This window comes from Terribium retamae, assembly GCF_022347545.1.
GTDB lineage: Bacteria > Pseudomonadota > Alphaproteobacteria > Rhizobiales > Rhizobiaceae > Mesorhizobium > Mesorhizobium retamae.
Genome location: NZ_JAKREW010000065.1, coordinates 1 through 18,176, shown reverse-complemented (window position 1 = coordinate 18,176; position 18,176 = coordinate 1). Strand labels below are relative to the sequence as shown.

At 59.2% G+C, this 18,176-nt stretch carries 20 protein-coding genes; 15 read left to right on the top strand and 5 right to left on the bottom strand.

What is annotated here, in order from left to right; translation table 11 throughout:
• Positions 1-479: porin (locus tag L4923_RS28725; protein WP_239370523.1), on the top strand; the 479-nt coding region annotated here is incomplete at its 5' end.
• Positions 480-720: 241 nt separating this feature from the next.
• Positions 721-1,764, top strand: coding sequence for a tyrosine-type recombinase/integrase (locus L4923_RS28720; protein WP_425531028.1), 1,044 nt, complete (start codon positions 721-723; stop codon positions 1,762-1,764).
• 72 nt (positions 1,765-1,836) lie between these two features.
• Here the strand turns inward: L4923_RS28720 and L4923_RS28715 are convergent, their stop codons facing one another.
• Together L4923_RS28715 and L4923_RS28710 are read right to left on the bottom strand one after the other, a co-directional pair.
• Positions 1,837-2,718, bottom strand: coding sequence for an alpha/beta fold hydrolase (locus L4923_RS28715; protein ID WP_239370522.1), 882 nt, complete (start codon positions 2,716-2,718; stop codon positions 1,837-1,839).
• Between the two features lie 114 nt (positions 2,719-2,832).
• A complete protein-coding gene (locus L4923_RS28710; protein WP_239370521.1) occupies positions 2,833-4,860 on the bottom strand; it encodes a lytic transglycosylase domain-containing protein in 2,028 nt (675 codons plus the stop codon).
• 266 nt (positions 4,861-5,126) lie between these two features.
• Between L4923_RS28710 and dapA the strand changes: the two genes are divergently transcribed.
• From dapA to L4923_RS28695, 3 genes are all read left to right on the top strand, one after another.
• Positions 5,127-6,008 carry a 4-hydroxy-tetrahydrodipicolinate synthase gene (gene dapA / locus L4923_RS28705; RefSeq protein WP_239370520.1) on the top strand — a complete coding sequence of 294 codons (882 nt, stop codon included), beginning with the start codon at positions 5,127-5,129 and terminating at the stop codon, positions 6,006-6,008.
• A 118-nt stretch (positions 6,009-6,126) separates the two neighbouring features.
• Positions 6,127-6,606, top strand: coding sequence for an SsrA-binding protein SmpB (gene smpB, locus L4923_RS28700; protein ID WP_239370519.1), 480 nt, complete (start codon positions 6,127-6,129; stop codon positions 6,604-6,606).
• A 45-nt stretch (positions 6,607-6,651) separates the two neighbouring features.
• Positions 6,652-7,353, top strand: a complete 702-nt coding sequence (locus tag L4923_RS28695) for a glycoside hydrolase family 25 protein (RefSeq protein WP_239370518.1) — start codon at positions 6,652-6,654, stop codon at positions 7,351-7,353.
• A gap of 5 nt (positions 7,354-7,358) precedes the next feature.
• Here the strand turns inward: L4923_RS28695 and L4923_RS28690 are convergent, their stop codons facing one another.
• Positions 7,359-8,021: a uracil-DNA glycosylase gene (locus L4923_RS28690; protein ID WP_239370517.1), complete on the bottom strand. Its 663-nt coding sequence runs from the start codon at positions 8,019-8,021 to the stop codon at positions 7,359-7,361.
• 15 nt (positions 8,022-8,036) lie between these two features.
• Entirely contained in the window at positions 8,037-8,627 is a 591-nt protein-coding gene (locus L4923_RS28685) for a LabA-like NYN domain-containing protein (protein ID WP_239370516.1), read from the bottom strand.
• A 258-nt stretch (positions 8,628-8,885) separates the two neighbouring features.
• On the opposite strand from L4923_RS28685, the gene rpoZ reads away from it, so the two are divergent.
• From rpoZ to L4923_RS28640, 9 genes are all read left to right on the top strand, one after another.
• Positions 8,886-9,287 (top strand): DNA-directed RNA polymerase subunit omega, encoded by a 402-nt coding sequence (gene rpoZ, locus L4923_RS28680; RefSeq protein WP_239370515.1) that lies wholly within the window; start codon positions 8,886-8,888, stop codon positions 9,285-9,287.
• Between the two features lie 109 nt (positions 9,288-9,396).
• Positions 9,397-11,628, top strand: a complete 2,232-nt coding sequence (locus L4923_RS28675) for a RelA/SpoT family protein (RefSeq protein ID WP_239370514.1) — start codon at positions 9,397-9,399, stop codon at positions 11,626-11,628.
• A gap of 15 nt (positions 11,629-11,643) precedes the next feature.
• Positions 11,644-12,222: an orotate phosphoribosyltransferase gene (gene pyrE / locus L4923_RS28670; RefSeq protein ID WP_239370513.1), complete on the top strand. Its 579-nt coding sequence runs from the start codon at positions 11,644-11,646 to the stop codon at positions 12,220-12,222.
• 28 nt (positions 12,223-12,250) lie between these two features.
• Positions 12,251-12,838, top strand: coding sequence for a DUF2062 domain-containing protein (locus L4923_RS28665; protein ID WP_239370512.1), 588 nt, complete (start codon positions 12,251-12,253; stop codon positions 12,836-12,838).
• Complete coding sequence (acpS, locus tag L4923_RS28660; RefSeq protein WP_239370511.1) at positions 12,835-13,248, top strand: holo-ACP synthase; 414 nt, start codon at positions 12,835-12,837, stop codon at positions 13,246-13,248. Before L4923_RS28665 ends, acpS begins: the two co-directional genes overlap by 4 nt.
• 172 nt (positions 13,249-13,420) lie before the next feature.
• Positions 13,421-14,170: a signal peptidase I gene (lepB, locus tag L4923_RS28655; RefSeq protein ID WP_239370510.1), complete on the top strand. Its 750-nt coding sequence runs from the start codon at positions 13,421-13,423 to the stop codon at positions 14,168-14,170.
• 3 nt (positions 14,171-14,173) lie between these two features.
• Complete coding sequence (rnc, locus tag L4923_RS28650) at positions 14,174-14,902, top strand: ribonuclease III (protein WP_239370509.1); 729 nt, start codon at positions 14,174-14,176, stop codon at positions 14,900-14,902.
• On the top strand, positions 14,899-15,813 hold the full coding sequence (gene era / locus L4923_RS28645) for a GTPase Era (protein ID WP_239370508.1): 915 nt from the start codon (positions 14,899-14,901) through the stop codon (positions 15,811-15,813). The genes rnc and era overlap by 4 nt, the downstream gene beginning before the upstream one ends.
• A 100-nt stretch (positions 15,814-15,913) precedes the next feature.
• Positions 15,914-16,651: an antitoxin Xre/MbcA/ParS-like domain-containing protein gene (locus L4923_RS28640; RefSeq protein ID WP_239370507.1), complete on the top strand. Its 738-nt coding sequence runs from the start codon at positions 15,914-15,916 to the stop codon at positions 16,649-16,651.
• 52 nt (positions 16,652-16,703) lie between these two features.
• On the opposite strand, the gene L4923_RS28635 is transcribed toward L4923_RS28640, so the two are convergent.
• The gene (locus tag L4923_RS28635) at positions 16,704-16,988 is read right to left on the bottom strand and encodes a hypothetical protein (protein ID WP_239370506.1); all 285 of its coding nucleotides are present in this window, start codon (positions 16,986-16,988) and stop codon (positions 16,704-16,706) included.
• On the opposite strand from L4923_RS28635, the gene L4923_RS28630 reads away from it, so the two are divergent.
• Positions 16,981-18,078: a porin gene (locus L4923_RS28630; RefSeq protein ID WP_239370505.1), complete on the top strand. Its 1,098-nt coding sequence runs from the start codon at positions 16,981-16,983 to the stop codon at positions 18,076-18,078. The two genes, L4923_RS28635 and L4923_RS28630, sit on opposite strands and share 8 nt — an antisense overlap.
• Positions 18,079-18,176 lie beyond the last annotated feature (98 nt).

Genomic DNA, 18,176 nt, shown 5'->3' with positions numbered 1-18,176 from the left:
TGGAGCAGGGTAAGGGTATCGATACCCTCGACAGCTACGTGCCGCATGTGGTTGGCGGTGTTAAGTACACCGCTGGCTGGGGTGGCATCTCCGGCGTCGTCGCCTACAACAGCGTCTGGGAAGAGTGGGCCGGCAAGGTTCGCTTGGACGTGAAGGCGACCGACCAGATCGAGCTGTGGGTCATGGGTGGTTGGGGTTCGGACGACAACGTCTCGAACAACTTCTACAAGCTCTGGGATGGCAACTGGGCTGTCTGGGGCGGCGGCACCTACAAGTTCAACGAGAAGACCTCGTTCAACGTCCAGGCGTCGTATGACGAAGGCAAGACCTTCGGTCTGGCTGCCAACGTTGCCCACCAGCTGGTTCCGGGCTTCACCATCACGGCTGAAGTTGACTACTACAACGTCTCGGAAAGCGACTGGCACGCTGTCGATGAAGACGGCATCGGCGGTATCCTCCGCTTCCAGCGCGACTTCTAAGAGATGTCATCCCGTTAGGGAGATATCGAACCCGGGCGTTTTTCGCCCGGGTTCTTTTGTTTAGCGCTGGGCTTGGGAACGAAAAAAGGAAGCAGGGGGTGGAACGGTAGCTGAAAGCAAATTTGCGACGCTTCGAAGGGATTCCGTATTTTCGGAATGAGGTGTCCGCAAATTGTGCTCTTGAAAGGACGTTCCCGTGTGGATAAGGCTTGGCCAATCCACAAGGGGGATGTGGCATAAGATGTCTCAAGACGCGCTTCAGGAGAGCATGCTCTCCGATCGATTTGCAGCATTTACGTCTCAGAATGTCCGAATAAAATATAACACCGGCAATATTCGAGAAGTAAAATCATATCGCATCAGTGAGCTGTTCTCAGCCTATCGCGACATATTGTGGGATGACGGGCGACATAAATACAATGTCAGCTCGTTCATCGGCGAAATAGATGAAATTCTGCTTGGCGAGCGCTTCAGCACCTTCGACCAAAGCACCCTGGATAACCTGATCGGTACCTTGCGCCAACGCGGCAACAGCAACGCAACCATCAATCGCAAGATGGCTGCACTGAGCAAACTGCTGCGCAAGGCTCATAAAATGGGGGATATCCACAGCCTGCCCGAGTTTCGCCGCCAGAAGGAGCGTGCGGGACGAATCCGTTTCCTCGAAAAGGACGAGGAGGCTCGATTGTTTGCGGCCATTCGCAGCCGCAGCGAAGACGCCTACAGGCTTTCCATTTTCCTGGTCGATACCGGTTGCCGTCTTGGCGAGGCGCTGGGTTTGATCTGGAACGACCTGCAGCCGACACGCGTGAGCTTCTGGATCACCAAATCTGGCCGCAGCCGAACTATTCCGTTGACCATGCGTGCGCGCGAAGTCGTTGCCTTTTCAGGCGAGGGTCGGCGGCCGAAAGGGCCCTTCGCGATGCTCAATCAACCGCAGTTCCGCCAGATATGGAACGAGGCGAAACAGGAAGTTGGCCTTGGCGCCGACGACCAGGTGGTGCCGCATATCCTGCGCCATACCTGCGCTTCCCGGCTTGTCCAGGGTGGCATCGACATTCGCCGTGTCCAGATGTGGCTTGGTCATCAGACTTTGCAGATGACGATGCGCTACGCCCATCTGGCAACCAACGATCTCGACAGTTGCGTTGTCGTTTTGGAGACACGACCGACCGAATGCGCCGCTGGTGCTGGCCTGTCCTCCCAGGACAGTGTTGCCACAAAGCAGCGAAAGCCTCGCGCAAAGAAGAATTCCGCCGGAATCGGCGATAAGAAGCGAGCCTGACGAGGTTTATGACTTCGAGGCTGGGGTTTTTGCTTCAGGCATTAAGCCTTTCGCGAGGTTGGTGACGGGCGGCTAGCTGCTTTCCGCCTTGCCGATGAAACCGGCAATGATCTCAGGGAGGTTGCCGGTCTCCAGAAATGGGGCGTGACCTTGGTCTTGCACGGTCACGGCCTGCAGCCTTGGGTGACGGCGAGCCATTTCCTGCAAGGTCTCCTTCGACAGCAATCTGGAGTTGCTGCCGTGAATTGCCATCGTCGGCACGGCGCCGAGTGCCTCGAATTGCGGCCAGAGGGTCGGCAACGGTTTCGACAGATCGACAGCTGTCAGCGTATCGACAAGTTTGGGATCGAAATCTGGAACGAGCTTGCCGTCTTCCTCACGATAGATCGCGGCGACCATGCGCTGCCAGTCGGCAGTCGTCAGGGAGGGGAAGTCCTGGCCGTGAGTCGCTCTTTGCGCTCCAACGGCTTCGTCAAGATTCTGGGGCCGAGGCGCCTTTTCCAGGTAGGACTTGATATGGGCGAGGCCGGCTGCCTCCAGCACCGGGCCGACATCGTTAAGCACGATGGCCTTCAAGATCGTCGGTCTCAGCATACCCAGTACATGAATGATCAACCCGCCGCGCGATGTGCCGACAAAAGCAGCTTGCGCGATGCCCAATTGATCGAGGCCAGCCAGAATGTCATTGGCTTCGACGCCCACCGTGTAGTTGGCGATGTTGGCATCGTAAGCGGATTGTCCGCGTCCACGATAGTCGAAACACACAACTTTTCGTTGTATCTCGGCTTTCGTCGATAGATAGATTGCGAGCTCATGGAAATCGCGGGCGTTGCGGGTCAGGCCCGGCAGACAAACCACCGGCAGCTTATCCTTTGTCCTCTCGCCATAGAGCCTGGCGTGGAGTTTCAACCCGTCAGGAGAAGAGTAGAAGAAATCCGAAAAGCTTGCCGCCACGCCGATGCCTTCCCTGTCTATCATTTTCCAAGGGCTACAGATGGCGGAAGCTATCGTCAAACAGCAGCTATCGTCCGAATGGCTCGGCGGATCGAAAGGGTGTGTTGTGGCCGCTCACGGCCGTCCGTTCACAAGATCACCGACGATATCGAATTCGCCTGAGATTCGCATCTTGTAGACCTCGTAATTCTCCATCACGCGCTGAATGTAACTTCTTGTTTCCGCGTAGGGAATTCGTTCAATCCAGTCGACGACCGTGTCGATGTCCTTGCCGCGCGGATCGCCATAGCGCTTGATCCACTGATCGGCGCGGCGCGGGCCGGCATTATACCCGGCGAAAGTCAGCACATAGGAACCATTGTAGCGATCGAGCTGCTGGCCAAGGAAAGCCGCACCCAATGTGGCGTTGTAACCCGGGTCGGTGGTGAGCTTGGCTTGAGAGAACGTCATGCCGGCTTTCTTTGCCAACTGTTCGGCGGTCCCGGGCATCAATTGCAGCAGGCCAAGCGCGCCGACTCGCGAAACGGCGCTGACATTGAACTCGCTCTCCTGGCGCGCAATTGCATAGGCCAGGGCCTTACCGGAACCGGAAATATTGGCGGTTTCGGGAATGACGCCGATCGGATGTGAAAGCGCACCGACATTGACGCCATTCGACGCCGCGATCTTGCCTATCCTGAGCGCCAGAAAATGATTGCCTTGCTTTTCGGCCATCTGGGCAAGCAAAGCCACTTCGCCAGCGCTGGTCAACTGGCCGGCAAGATCAATGTAAAGCGTGTTTGCGTAACGCTCATATCCCGCGTCGCGCAATCGATTGATGGCGGAGACGGCTTCCCGCTTCTGAAAGCTTTGCCGGTCGATCTCGTTGGGCTGCGGCGAGGCAATGTTCAGCACGCGATTGCCGATGCGCTCGCCCGCCAGTTGACCATAGAATGTCGTGCCAAATGCCGAGGCTTTCGTAAAATATTCCTTGGCATCCCCAGGTCCGCCAGCTTCAGCGGCGCGGCCTAGCCAGTAATAGGCACGCGAAAGCGATAGGCTGCCTTGAGCGAGATTGGCGATTCGGGAGAAATGTTCAGCTGCCCTGGTAGGATCTTTCAGGCCACGCAATGCGTACCAGCCGGCATGAAACTCGGCATCGGCGGCATTGGTCGGGCTTTCCGCCATATGGGCCGCGACGATCCGATAGGCTGTCTTCATGTCGCCTTTGTCGACCAGTTCGCGCGAAAGCACGCGCCGCTCGATCCACCAGGCATCGGGATCGACAAGTGCCGCACGGTCCGTGGGCGCCTTCAGGAGCAAGGCGGCAGCATCGGCAAATTTCTTGCGCTTGCGCAGATACTCGGCCTCGGCGAACAGATAGCCTGCTCCTCGCTGGTCTGCTGGAACAGCAGCCAGCAGTTTCGGCGTGTTCTTGTCGCCTTGAGAGGAGGCGGCCCAGGCGTCTGCTAGCTCCTTCGCGCCGGCCAGCGTGGCAACGCGCTGTGCCGATCCAATCCGATCGGCATAGAACATGCGTTCCATACGATAACGATGGTCTGCCGCTGAGATGATTGGGCCGAACTCGTTGATGATCGCGGTTTCATCCCTGGCTTCCAGCTTTTCCGTGCGCCAGAAGGGCGAGAGTACCGATTGCGCTGCCTGCACATTGCCTTTTGCAACATAGGCGCGCGCCAAGGCGATAACGCCTTCCGCAGTTTGCGGCTGGCTGCCGTCGAACGCCTTGATAACGACGTCCGCCGCAGGATTTTCGCGCGCCAGCGCACGTTCACTATTCCTGCGCAGCGTTTTCATGCCGGGCCACCCAGGCAACAGTTCGGCAGCGGCAGCGATTTCGCCCGACGGCACTCTGTCGCCGCCATAAAGCGCGATGGCCCAAGCCAGAATATGATGGTCGAGAGAGGAAGAAGGCAGGCTGTCGCGCGCAGCACGAGCGCTGTCGAAATCCTTGGTGGCAAGCGCGTCGAGGCCGATCTTCAACTGCATGGGGTTGAAGGCGGGCAGATCCTGCTTGTTCGGGACCGGAAACATCGGCAGCGCACTCGACAAGCGCCTGTCGAGACCATTGCCAATGGCAATCGCTGGCGCAAGCACCACGATCGCACCAAGGATAGCAAAGCGATAGAGCCTTTTGGCGGTCATGTTTGTCGTCTGCTCAAGGCGTCGGAACGCCACAGATAAGTCCGGATTGTGGAAAGCCTAGTGGGTCAGTGTGAAGCAGCGATAAAAGAACGGTGATTGGTCCCGCTTCCTTTGTCTCCTTCTGCGCCGGCTCTACTTGCCCAAGAACAGTGTCGAGACTATGGTGCGCGGCCCTTGATGGGCAGCAGCCTGCCATCGGCAGGTTCTGACAGAGAAACATTGCAACAGAAGCTTGGAAACCGCTAGGTTCCGTGGAGTTTGAAGACATGCTGAGAGGCTCGCTGACTGCGCTCGTAACGCCGTTCGAAAAGAACGGACGTTTCGACGAGAAAGCCTTTCGCGACCTCGTCGCCTGGCAGATCGAGGAGGGCACCACTGGCCTGGTTCCAGTCGGCACGACCGGTGAGTCGCCGACGCTGTCGCACGAAGAACACCGGCATGTCGTCAAGACCTGCATCGAGGTCGCCAAGGGGCGCGTGCCGGTGGTGGCCGGTGCCGGCTCCAACAATACGGAAGAAGCGGTTGGGCTGGTGAAGTTTGCCGAGCAGGCGGGAGCCGATGCCGCTCTGGTGGTGACGCCTTATTACAACAAGCCCACGCAGCGCGGCCTCTACCAGCATTTCGCAACGGTCGCGAAGGCAACCAAGTTGCCGATCATCATCTACAACATTCCGCCACGTTCGGTGATCGATATGATGCCGGAGACGATGGGGCAGCTGGCCAATGATTTCAAGAATATCGTTGGCGTGAAGGATGCAACCGGCAAGATCGAGCGGGTGTCCGAACAGCGTGCCACCTGCGGCAAGGATTTCATCCAGCTATCCGGCGAGGATGCCACGGCGCTCGGCTTCAATGCACATGGTGGTGTCGGCTGCATTTCGGTCACCTCCAACGTTGCGCCGCGCCTGTGTGCTGAATTCCAGGACGCGACGCTTGCCAACGACAAGGAGCGCGCGCTGGAGCTGCAGGATCGATTGCTGCCCCTGCACAAGGCGGTCTTCATTGAACCGGGCGTTTCGGGTGCGAAATATGCGCTCTCGCGGCTCGGTCGTGTCGAGAACGTAGTGCGCTCGCCTCTCATGACCGTGGAAGAGAGCACCGCTGCCAAGATCGACGCGGCGATGAAATTTGCCGGCCTTTTGAACTAAGCTGTTAGAGCTCTTGCGGGATTTGATCCGCGACGCCATTTGATGGCTTCTTTTCCGATGCGCCCGAAACGGCAACGCTGTTTCATGGCGCATCGACAGCTGATTGAAATTGAACGCCATGAACCAGGTGAAGAAGGCCGATCCCAACAACAAGGTCGCTGCGGAAAATCGCAAGGCCCGCTTTTCCTATGAAGTGCTCGACACGGTCGAGGCTGGCTTGGTGCTGACCGGCACCGAGGTGAAATCGTTGCGTCAGGGACAGGCCAATATCCAGGAATCCTATGCTTCGGTGGAGGACGGAGGCATCTGGCTGATAAATTCCTATCTGCCGGAATATCTCCAGGGCAACCGCTTCAACCATGAGCCGCGCCGTCGGCGCAAACTCCTGCTCAACAAGCGCGAGATCGCGAAGCTGGGGCAGGGCGTTGCCCGCGATGGCATGACGCTGGTGCCGCTGAAGATCTATTTCAACGACAAGGGCAGGGCGAAGCTTTTGCTTGGCCTCGCGCGTGGCAAGAAGTTGCACGACAAGCGCGAAACGGAAAAGCAGCGCGATTGGGCACGCGAAAAAGGCAGGTTGCTGAAGGAGCGGGGATGAAACAGCTTCGCCTGCGGGGTGTCGTTGTCGCGCGGCGTGGCTAGCATGACGCAGAAATTGTTGCGGGCGGCTGTTGCTGCGCTGCTCATCTCGGCCGTCTTTGCGGCGCTCGGATTTTGGTACTTCAAATCCTTTTCCCCAGATAGGCAGAGATATCCGATGCGTGGGATCGATGTTTCCCATCACCAGGGGGATATCGATTGGCAGCGTGTCGCCGCGGATGATGTGGCTTTCGCCATCATAAAGGCAACGGAGGGCGGTGATCATATCGATGATGCCTTTGCGACCAATCTGAGCGAAGCTCGCGCAGCAGGCCTTGTCGTAGGGGCTTATCATTTCTTCACGTTCTGCCGGCCTGGGGCGGATCAGGCGAAAAATTTCCTGGCCGTGGTTCCACGCGGCGAGCCGATGCTGCCGCCAGTGGTCGATATCGAGTTTGGCGGCAATTGCCCGCGTCGCCTTACGCCGGAGGAGCTGCGTGCTGAACTCGACGCATTCCTCGCGCCGATCGAAGCGCAGTTAGGCAAGCAGGCGATCATCTATCTGATCGGTGAAGCCGTCGATCGCTACGAGACGGTCATGCCGGCACGCGAGCGCTGGGTGCGGTCGCTTGTCCGTCACCCGGGCGACGAAAAGTGGATATATTGGCAGTACCACAATCGCGGCCGCGTCGATGGCATCGACGGGGCCGTCGATCTCAACGTGCTGCAGGGGGGACCATCCAAATTGGTCGAGCTGACGCGGTAGGCGGTTTACTTCCCGAGGAATTCGGCGATATCTGCAAACACCTTTATGAACATCTCTTCGGTCAGCACGCCGGTGTTCGTGTTGTAGCGCGAGCAGTGGTAACTGGAGAACAGCTGAAGCCGACCCACGTCATAGCTGCCGGCGTGCTTGAAAGGATAGGCGGCAACGCGCAGCCCAAGAGCCCGCACCGTCGACTGATGCGCGATCCCTCCGAGAGTCAGGATGGCGCGCAGATTTGGGAAGCGTGCGATCGTCGGGACGAGGAAGCCGCGGCAGGTGGAAATCTCCGCGCCGGTCGGCTTGTTTTCAGGTGGAACGCAACGCACGGCATTGACAATGGCCGTATCGATCAGCTCAAGACTGTCGTCCGGCCGCGCTTCGAAGCGCCCTCGCGCGAAACCATGGGCAATCAACGTTGAATAGAGCAGGTCGCCGGCATAGTCGCCGGTGAACGGCCGTCCCGTGCGGTTGGCTCCACGCAGGCCAGGCGCCAGCCCGACGATCAGCAGGCGCACGCTGTCTTCGTCGCCACGAACGCTGCCCTTGGGCAGGAAGGCCGGAACCGGGCCGTTGAACCAGTGGGGCTCGCGTTCGCGCCAGCCCGCTATGAAGTCATGCAGGCGCGGGCAGAGCGGGCAGTCGTGGCTTGGTTCGGCAGAGGCAACCATCCCTGCCTGCTACCATCAATACTGATCGTCGTCATCATCCTGCGCGTTTGCGGGTTCCGGGCGCCGCGCCGGCCTGTCCGTAGGATCGCGGCCGACCTCATTCTTCAGCGTCATCAGGTCGATGAAATGGTCGGCCTGGCGGCGCAGGTCATCCGAGATCATTGGCGGCTGGGAAGCCATCGTCGATACGATTGAGACCTTGCGGCCGCGTCGCTGCAGGGCTTCAACCAGTGTACGGAAATCACCGTCGCCGGAGAAAATGACATAATGATCGACGACGTCCGCGAGTTCCAGCGCATCCACCGTCAATTCGATATCCATATTGCCCTTGATCTTGCGTCGGCCCGCAGCGTCGGTGAACTCCTTCGCCGGTTTCGTTACGACCTTGAAGCCGTTGTAGTCCAACCAATCAATCAATGGTCGAATCGAGGAATATTCCTGATCCTCGACCAGTGCAGTGTAGTAATAGGCCCGCAGCAGATAGCCACGCTTCTGAAAACTGGCCAGAAGCTTGCGGTAGTCGATGTCGAAGCCAAGGGAGCGCGAGGTTGCGTAAAGATTGGCGCCGTCGATGAAAAGAGCGATCTTTTCGCGTGGGTCGAACATGGCAATATCCTTCTTGAAAATCGGCAATGCGGTAAGTACGTGAGGCAAGGTTTCATAAGAAAACCGCCAAGCCCTTATACTTCTGGAAATAGCGCCGGTATCATGGCATTCCAAGGGAGGGCTGGGGCGCGCAAGAAATTGTGATCGTCGGCAAGCCGGCACATGAGCTCCAGATGCGCCGAGCTTGTATTCCGGGCCGGTTCGGGCTATGGAGCCCGCCGGATTTCCAATAGATCAAGAGCATGAAAGGGGCATCGAATGGCCCGCGTAACTGTTGAAGATTGCATCGACAAGGTCGACAACCGCTTCGAACTGGTGCTGTTGGCTGGTCACCGCGCCCGTCAGATCAGCCAGGGTGCGATGATCACCGTGCCGCGTGATAACGACAAAAACCCGGTCGTGGCGCTGCGCGAGATCGCCGATGAAACGCTCTCGCCGGGCGACCTCAAAGAAGACCTGATCCATTCGCTGCAGAAGCATGTCGAGGTCGACGAGCCGGAAGCACCGGAGGCAGAGGCCATCACCGATCAGACCGGAACCGCCGTTGCGGCCGATGCCGACGAGCCGGAAGAGAACATTACGTTCGATCGTATGTCGGAAGAGGATCTCCTGGCCGGCATCGAAGGCCTCGTGGCTCCGGAAAAGAACGACGATTATTGATAGCCGGCAGGGCCTAAGCCCTTTCGCGCCATAGTTTTCGTGGCTATTTGTGACATGCGTCGCTCAGCGAGCGGCGCATGATTCATTTCAGCTTTGCGAGAATCCGCCCATGATGCGTCAGTATGAGCTTGTCGAGCGCGTCCAGCGCTACAAGCCGGACGTCAACGAGGCGCTGCTCAACAAAGCCTATGTCTATGCCATGCAGAAACATGGCCACCAGAAGCGTGCTTCTGGCGATCCTTATTTCTCGCATCCGCTCGAAGTCGCCGCCATCCTCACCGATATGCATCTGGATGAGGCAACCATAGCCGTTGCGCTGCTGCACGACACGATCGAGGACACCACGGCCACCCGTGCGGAGATCGATGAACTCTTCGGCCCCGATATGGGTAAGCTGGTCGAAGGTCTGACCAAGCTCAAGAAGCTCGATCTTGTCTCCAAGAAGGCCGAGCAGGCCGAGAACCTGCGCAAGCTTCTGCTGGCGATTTCCGAGGACGTACGCGTTCTTCTCGTCAAGCTAGCCGACCGCCTGCACAACATGCGCACCCTCGACCATATGCGCGACGACAAGCGCCTGCGCATTGCCGAAGAGACGATGGAGATCTATGCGCCGCTGGCCGGGCGCATGGGCATGCAGGGTATGCGCGAGGAACTGGAGGAGATCGCCTTCCGTTACATCAATCCGGAAGCTTACCGTACCGTGACGGCGCGTCTTGCCGAAATCTCAGAGCGCAACAAAGGTGTGCTTGCCGAGATCGAGCATGCGCTTTCGGCTCTGTTTGAGAAGCATACCATCAAGGCGGGGGTCAAAAGCCGTCAGAAGAAGCCTTGGTCGGTTTTCCGCAAGATGGAAGCCAAAGCGCTGTCCTTCGAGCAACTATCCGATATCTTCGGCTTTCGCGTCGTGGTCGATACGGTCGAGGACTGCTATCGGGCGCTGGGCCTCATCCACACGACCTGGTCGATGGTGCCCGGTCGCTTCAAGGATTACATCTCGACGCCGAAACAGAACGATTACCGTTCGATCCACACCACCATCGTCGGCCCTTCACGACAACGCGTGGAGCTGCAGATACGCACGCGCGAAATGAACAAGATCGCCGAATACGGCGTCGCCGCCCATTCGATCTACAAGGACACCGGTGGCAAGGCGAATGGCGCCACGCACACCATCTCCAAGGAAACCAACGCCTATGCGTGGTTGCGCCGAACCATCGAACAGTTGGCGGAAGGCGACAATCCGGAAGATTTCCTGGAAAACACCAAGCTGGAGCTGTTCCAGGATCAGGTGTTCTGCTTCACGCCGAAGGGCATGCTGATCGCGCTGCCGCGTGGTGCGACGCCGATCGACTTCGCCTATGCGGTTCATACCGACGTCGGTGACACTTGTGTCGGGGCCAAGGTCAACGGTCGTGTCATGCCGCTGATGACAGAGCTGAAGAATGGCGATGAGGTCGAGATCATCCGCTCGAAGGCGCAGGTGCCGCCTGCGGCCTGGGAGTCGATCGTCGTCACCGGCAAGGCGCGCGCCGCGATCCGTCGCGCCACGAAGAACGCCATCCGCAAGCAATATTCCGGGCTTGGTATGCGTATCCTCGAACGGGCGTTCGAGCGCGGCGGCAAGACCTTCTCCAAGGAAAACCTGAAGCCCGTGCTGCACCGGCTGGCACGCAAGGACATCGAGGATGTCCTGGCTGCCGTTGGCCGCGGTGAACTCGCCTCCGCGGATGTGCTGAAGGCGGTATTCCCCGATTACAAGGACGAGCGTGTCACCGTCACCCCGCCGAAGCAGCGCGAAGAGGGGTGGTCGCGAATCCGCAACGCAGCCGGCATGCTGTTCCAGATTCCGGGGCGGGCTGCCCGGCGTGACAAGACACAGCCGAGAGATGACGCTGCGGTGCCGATCCGTGGCGTGCGTGGCGACCTGCCGGTTCGCTTTGCGCCTGAAGGCGCAGTTCCTGGCGACCGCATCGTCGGCATCATCCAGCCAGGCTCGGGCATAACCATCTATCCGATCCAATCACCGTCGCTGACGGCCTTCGACGATCAACCCGAGCGTTGGATCGACGTGCGTTGGGATATCGACGAAAACAATCGCGAACGGTTTCCGGCACGTATTTCGGTGACGGCCATCAATGCGCCGGGTTCTCTTGCCGATATCGCGCAGGTCGTGGCCTCCAATGATGCCAACATTCACACATTGTCGATGGTGCGCACCGCCCCGGACTTCACCGAAATGCTGATCGACCTGGAAGTCTGGGACCTGAAGCACCTCAACAGGCTGCTGTCGCAGCTCAAGGAAAACTCCAGCGTCAGCGATGCGCGGCGCGTCAACGGATGATGGGAACCGCAAGGCATGAACACGGCTGAAGTGCTTGATATCTTTCGCTCTGCTGGGGCGGTGCTCGAGGGGCATTTCATTCTGACCTCGGGTCTGCGTAGTCCCGTCTTCCTGCAGAAGGCGCGGGTGTTCATGCATGCCGACAAGACCGAGCGATTGTGCAAGGCACTTGCCGACAAGATCCGTGCCGAGGTCAAAGGACCGGTCGATTATGTCGTCGGCCCGGCAGTTGGCGGCCTGATCCCTGCCTATGAGACTTCACGGCATCTCGGCGTACCGGCCATCTGGGTGGAGCGCGAACAGGGCGTGTTCCGCTTGCGCCGGTTCGAGATCGAAAAGGCCGCGCGCGTTGTGATTGTCGAGGATATCGTTACCACCGGCCTTTCCATCCGTGAGACGATAGAATGTTTGCGCGATCTTGGGGCCGAGGTGCTTGCCGCTGCTTGCATTATCGACCGATCGGCTGGCAAGACGGACGTCGGTGTGCCTCTGATTGCCCTCGCGCAATATGAGGTTCCAGCGTATCCTGCCGACCAGTTGCCGCCCGAACTGGCTGCTATCCAGCCGGTCAAGCCTGGCAGCCGATCAATCTAAGCCGCCGGCTGGATTTGGCCTGATCGATATGTTGTTCAAGCGAAGAGAGCAGGAAAGTTTCGGCGAGCGCGTGCGTGTCTGGCTATGGCCACGCCGTTCGCTGTCGCGCTCGTTGCGCTACTTCGGCAAACGCATCGTGCGCTTGAATGCCTCTTCGCATGCAGTGGCGGCTGGCGTGGCCGCCGGCGTGTTCGCCTCCTTTTTCCCACTTGGCCTGCATTTTGTGATCGCCGCGGCCGTGTGCTGGCTGGTTGCCGGCAATCTGGTGGCCGCAGCCATCGGCACCGGACTTGGAAATCCGCTGACCATGCCGTTCCTTTGGGGAGCTTCCTGGGAAGCCGGCAAGTTGATCCTGCATGAGCGCGTGCCTCACGGCAGCGTTCCCCATCTCGGCGCCATGCTGGAGCATTTGAGCCTCGCGCAACTTTGGGAGCCGGTTCTGAAGCCGATGACCATCGGCGCTGTTCCGCTTGGCCTGCTGTCCGGTCTGGCTGCCTATGGCATCACGCGTTGGGGCATGACGGCGTTTCGAGAACGGCGTCGCAAGCGATTGGCTGAAAGGGTGGCGCGACATCACATGTCCGGTTCCGATGCGCTGGGACCCATGGCACGATGATTATCGGTATCGGCTCCGACTTGATCGACATTCGCCGGATCGAGAAGTCGCTCGAGCGCCATGGCGAGCGCTTCATCAAGCGAGTTTATACCGATATCGAGCAAGCCCGGTCGGAAGGGCGCAGGGCGCGGGCTGCATCTTATGCCAAGCGGTTTGCCGCCAAGGAAGCCTGCGCGAAAGCACTGGGCACGGGTATCGCGCGCGGTGTGTATTGGCGCGACATGGGCGTGGCCAACCTGCCCAGTGGCAAGCCGACCATGATTTTAACCGGCGGGGCTGCCGTGCAACTTGGAAAGCTGTTGCCGGCTGGGCATCAAGCATTGGTGCATTTGACCATCACCGATGACTATCCGCTTGCTCAAGCCTTTGTGATTATTGAGGCACTGCCGGTCGCAGAAGCGCCACAGTGATGGGCACTGGAGGTTATTGGCGTTGCCCGGCAGACAGCGACCCCGTATATGAACCGGCGGGACTGCGCATCGGCCTGAAATCGGAATCAATTTTCCGCAAGTGCGATGCGCGGATACAAAATTTAGAGCGTGCTTTGCGTCCGAATGGACGCGGCGCTCTAGCGAGGATGAGATGAGCGTGGCTGACAAATCCGAGAAGAAAAGCGGCGGACTTGGCGAAACCGTTAGCGTTATCGTGCAGGCTCTGCTCCTGGCGCTTGTCATCCGCACCTTGTTCTTCCAGCCTTTCTCGATTCCGTCCGGCTCCATGCGCCCGACGCTACTCGAAGGCGATTATCTCTTCGTCACCAAATGGGCGTACGGTTATTCGCGTTATTCGTTGCCGTTCGGACCGAATCTGTTCCCCGGGCGCATCTGGGGCTCCGAACCCGCTCGCGGCGACGTGGTCGTCTTCAAATTCCCGCCGGATCCTTCAGTCGATTACATCAAGCGCGTCGTCGGCCTGCCTGGCGACAAGATCCAGATGAAGGGCGGCCAGCTCTTCATCAACGATGTCGCCGTGCCGCGCACCAAGGTCGGCCAGATCGACAATCCCGACATCACCGAACAGAATCGCCCGGTCGATGTCTATCGCGAGACGCTGCCGAACGGTGTCAGCTACGATACGCTTGACCTCACGCCCAACGGCATCGGCGACGACACGCGTGAATTCATCGTCCCGGAAGGCCATTATTTCATGATGGGCGACAATCGCGACAATTCCAGCGACAGCCGCTTCAGCGTCGGTTACGTGCCGGCGGACAATCTTGTCGGCCGCGCCAACATCATATTCTTCTCGATCGCCGGCGGTGCCAGCCCGCTTGAGATCTGGAAGTGGCCGTCCGAGATGCGCCCTTCGCGCCTCTTGTCATTCGTTCACTAGTCGATGACGGCGCCCAAGCGTTTGACACCCGAGGCGCTCGCCGCCGTTCTGGAAAGCCGAACCGGTCACAGCTTTCGCGATCCGCAGCGGCTGCAGCGAGCGCTGACCCATGCCAGTGCGCGCGGCAGCCATGCAGGGGTTGATTACGAACGCTTCGAGTTCCTTGGCGACCGCGTACTTGGCCTAGCCGTAGCGGATATGCTTCTGGCGGATTTTCCGAACGCGCCGGAAGGTGAGCTGTCGGTGCGGCTGAACGCGCTCGTGAATGCGGAGACGTTGGCGCAGATCGCTGACGAGATCGGTTTGGCGGAATTGATCCGTGCCGGAAGCGAAGTTCGCAACCTCGCAGAGCGCAAGCGCGTGAATCTCCGGGCCGATGCATTGGAATCGCTGATCGCGGTTATCTATCTCGACGATGGCCTCGACGCAGCCAAGCGCTTCATCCATGTCTATTGGAAGCCGCGGGCCAAGGCGGTGGGCGCTGCACGCCGCGATCCCAAGACCGAATTGCAGGAATGGGCGCATCAGGCCGCCGGCGCTACGCCCGAATACCGGATCGAGAGTCGCCAAGGACCGGACCACGATCCTCTTTTCACGGTGAGCGTCAGCATCGCGTCAAAGGAATCGGCAACCGGTACCGGACGCTCCAAACGTGAAGCCGAGCAGGCAGCTGCCACGGCGCTGCTGGTACGAGAAGGGGTCTGGACCGCCGAAGGGGAGTATCTACGATGACAGCCGAAATGACCGGAGCGCCGACCCGATCGGGTTTTGTCGCCCTGATCGGTGCTCCCAATGCCGGCAAGTCGACGTTGATCAACCAGTTGGTCGGCACGAAGGTCTCCATCGTCACGCACAAGGTTCAGACGACGCGCGCCTTGGTGCGTGGCATCGCGACCCACGGACAAGCGCAGATCGTCCTGATCGATACGCCGGGAATCTTCAAGCCGAAGCGACGGCTCGACACGGCGATGGTCACCACCGCCTGGGGCGGAGCCAAGGATGCGGACCTGATTTTGGTACTGATCGACGCCGAGCGCGGTATAAAGGGCGATGCAGATACCATTCTGGAAAAGCTGAGCGATGTGCGTCAGCCCAAGATATTGGTCCTAAACAAGGTCGATCGGGTAAAACCGGAGATGCTGCTGACGCTGACAAAGACCGCCAACGAACGGGTCGCGTTTGAACGCACCTTCATGGTCTCGGCGTTGACGGGTTCTGGCTGCAGTGACCTTCTCGACTATCTCGGCGAGGCCTTGCCTGCGGGGCCATGGTATTATCCGGAAGACCAGATTTCCGATCTGCCGATGCGTCAGCTTGCGGCCGAGATCACGCGCGAAAAACTCTACCTGCGACTGCATCAGGAACTGCCATATTCGTCCCACGTGGAAACCGAGAAGTGGGAGGAAAAGAAGGACGGTTCCGTACGCATCGAGCAGGTCATCTATGTCGAGCGCGAGAGCCAGAAGAAAATCGTGCTCGGCCACAAGGGCGAAACCATTCGCGCGATCGGCGAGACCGCACGCAAGGAAATCGGCGAAATTCTCGAACAAAAAGTGCATCTTTTCCTGTTCGTGAAGGTGCGGGAAAACTGGGGTGACGATCCCGAACGATATCGCGAGATGGGGTTGGATTTTCCGCACTGATCCGGTCTGTCCCTCGTCGCGTATCTGTCATAAGCCGCAAATATAGCCGTCAGCGTCCCGATGCCGGTCGTCGCGCATGGGCCGCGGCGGAATGATGCGAATGAAAGAATTGACCAGTGCGACAGGTGGCGTCGCACGCTCCGAATTGGAGCGTATTGCAGTAGCTGAACTCGAACGGGTCTTGCGTGGTGCAGTCGGCGAGACCAATGAAGAAGCCGTCGCTTCGGCTGCCCTGGTTGGTGGCAGCATCGCTGCAGCTATTGTTGGTCTTGCCCCGCGCCAACGCAGGGCGCTCTATCCCGTCTTGAAGAAGCCTTCGAAACTTGCTGCCAAAATTGTTCGGCTCTTGTTGGTCGATGCCGCTCAGATGCCGGACACGGCTAAGACGATGCCCGTCATCGATTCGACTGCGGAAATCTCCCGATCCGATCCCGATCTGGAGCTTCCATTGCAACGCAACGGCCTGGCGTCCCTGCTGATCGAGGAGTGGGCCGGGCAGGTAGCGGGATCGACCTATCTCGAAGAAAAATTGGGCATTCCGCGCTCGACTTTACATCGCTGGCAGCGTCGTGGCGAGGTGATCGCGTTGCGCACCGGCGGCAGGAAGCATGTCTTTCCGCTTGCCCAATTTGTGGATGGCAGGCCCGTATCCGGGATTCGGGAAGTGCTCGCATCGATTGGACACCCACGAACCGCTTGGGCATGGCTTCTCAAGCCGGCGGTGGAATTTGGCGGCGAGGCTCCTATCGCCCTGCTGGCCAAAGACCGCTCTGCGGATGTCATTCGTGGGGCCAGCGCCTTTTCGATGGATCAAGGCCAGTCCACTCAGGCTGCCTGATCACCAGCCCGTTGATACGTTCTCATCAATTAGCTGGCAAAACATTCGCCGGCTAGGAGTGTCTCTTTTGTGACGCTTTTGTATCGACGTGCCGTTTGTGCCAAAAACCATTTAATATCAATGGCTTAGTTGTAAATTTACAACTAAGGGAAGGCGAATTCTCCGGCGAGGTGTTGTGCGCTGCAATATTCGTTGAAAGCAAAAGCTCGATGCGTATTGTCCCGGCCGAAAGAGGCGCTCGGGCGTCGTCTTTCAAGTGGCGGTTGGTGGCATTGGCCTTCAGCCAGAAATCCGAAAACACGTTTTGAAAATTGACTGGAGAGGTCAAAATGAACATCAAGAGCCTCCTTCTCGGCTCGGCTGCGGCTCTGCTCGCAGTTTCCGGTGCGCGCGCCGCTGACGCCGTCGTGGTCGCCGAGCCGGAACCCGCTGAATACGTCAAGATCTGCGACGTCTACGGCGCCGGCTATTTCTACATCCCAGGCACCGAGACCTGCCTGCGCATCGGCGGTTACATCCGTTACGACGCTGGCTTCGGTGATCGCGGCTCGCTCGACGGTGCCCGCACCACCGATCGTCTCGACGGTGATGTACAGGACACCTGGCGTAAGAACGCCCGTCTCGCTCTCCGCACCTGGACCGGCCAGGAGACCGAGCTCGGCACCCTGAAGACCTACACCGAAACCCGCTTCAATTTCGGTAACAGCAACGGTGGTGGCGAAGCTGCCAATAGCGCTGTTTCGCTGAAATTTGCCTGGATCCAGCTCGGCGGCCTGCGCATCGGTAAGGACGAATCGGCTTTCGATTCCTTCATCGGCTATGCTGGTAACGTCATTCAAGACACGCTCGTGCCTTACGGTGACAAGGACACGAACCTGATCAGCTACACTTTCGACGCCGGCAACGGCTTCTCGGCCTTGATCTCGCTCGAACAGGGCAGCGGCACCAATACCATCGACAGCTACGTTCCTCATGTCGTCGGCGGTCTGAAGTACAAGGGTGACTGGGGTTCGCTCACGGGTGTTGTCGCTTACAACAGCGCCTATGAAGAGTGGGCCGGCAAGGTTCGCCTCGATGTGAAGGCCACCAGCGAACTCTCGCTGTTCGTCATGGGCGGCTATGGTTCGGATGACAATATCGACCGCAACTTCTACAAGCTGTGGGGCGGCACCTGGGCTGTCTGGGGTGGCGCGACCTACAAGTTCAATGAGAAGACCTCGTTCAACGCACAGGTTTCCTATGACGACGACGAGAACCTCGGCGTCGCTGTCAACGTTGCTTACGAGATCGTTCCGGGCTTCGTGATCACCCCCGAAGTGGACTTCGTCCATGAGGGCAACTTCGGCAAGCCGGGCCACACCAGCTGGACCAAGGCTACCGACAAGAATAGCGTCGGCGGCATTGTCCGCTTCCAGCGCAACTTCTAATCGACTTCTGGTCGACCTCTTGCGGGGGGGGGGGGGGGGGGGGGGGGGGGGGGGGGGGGGGGGGGGGGGGGGGGGGGGGGGGGGGGGGGGGGGGGGGG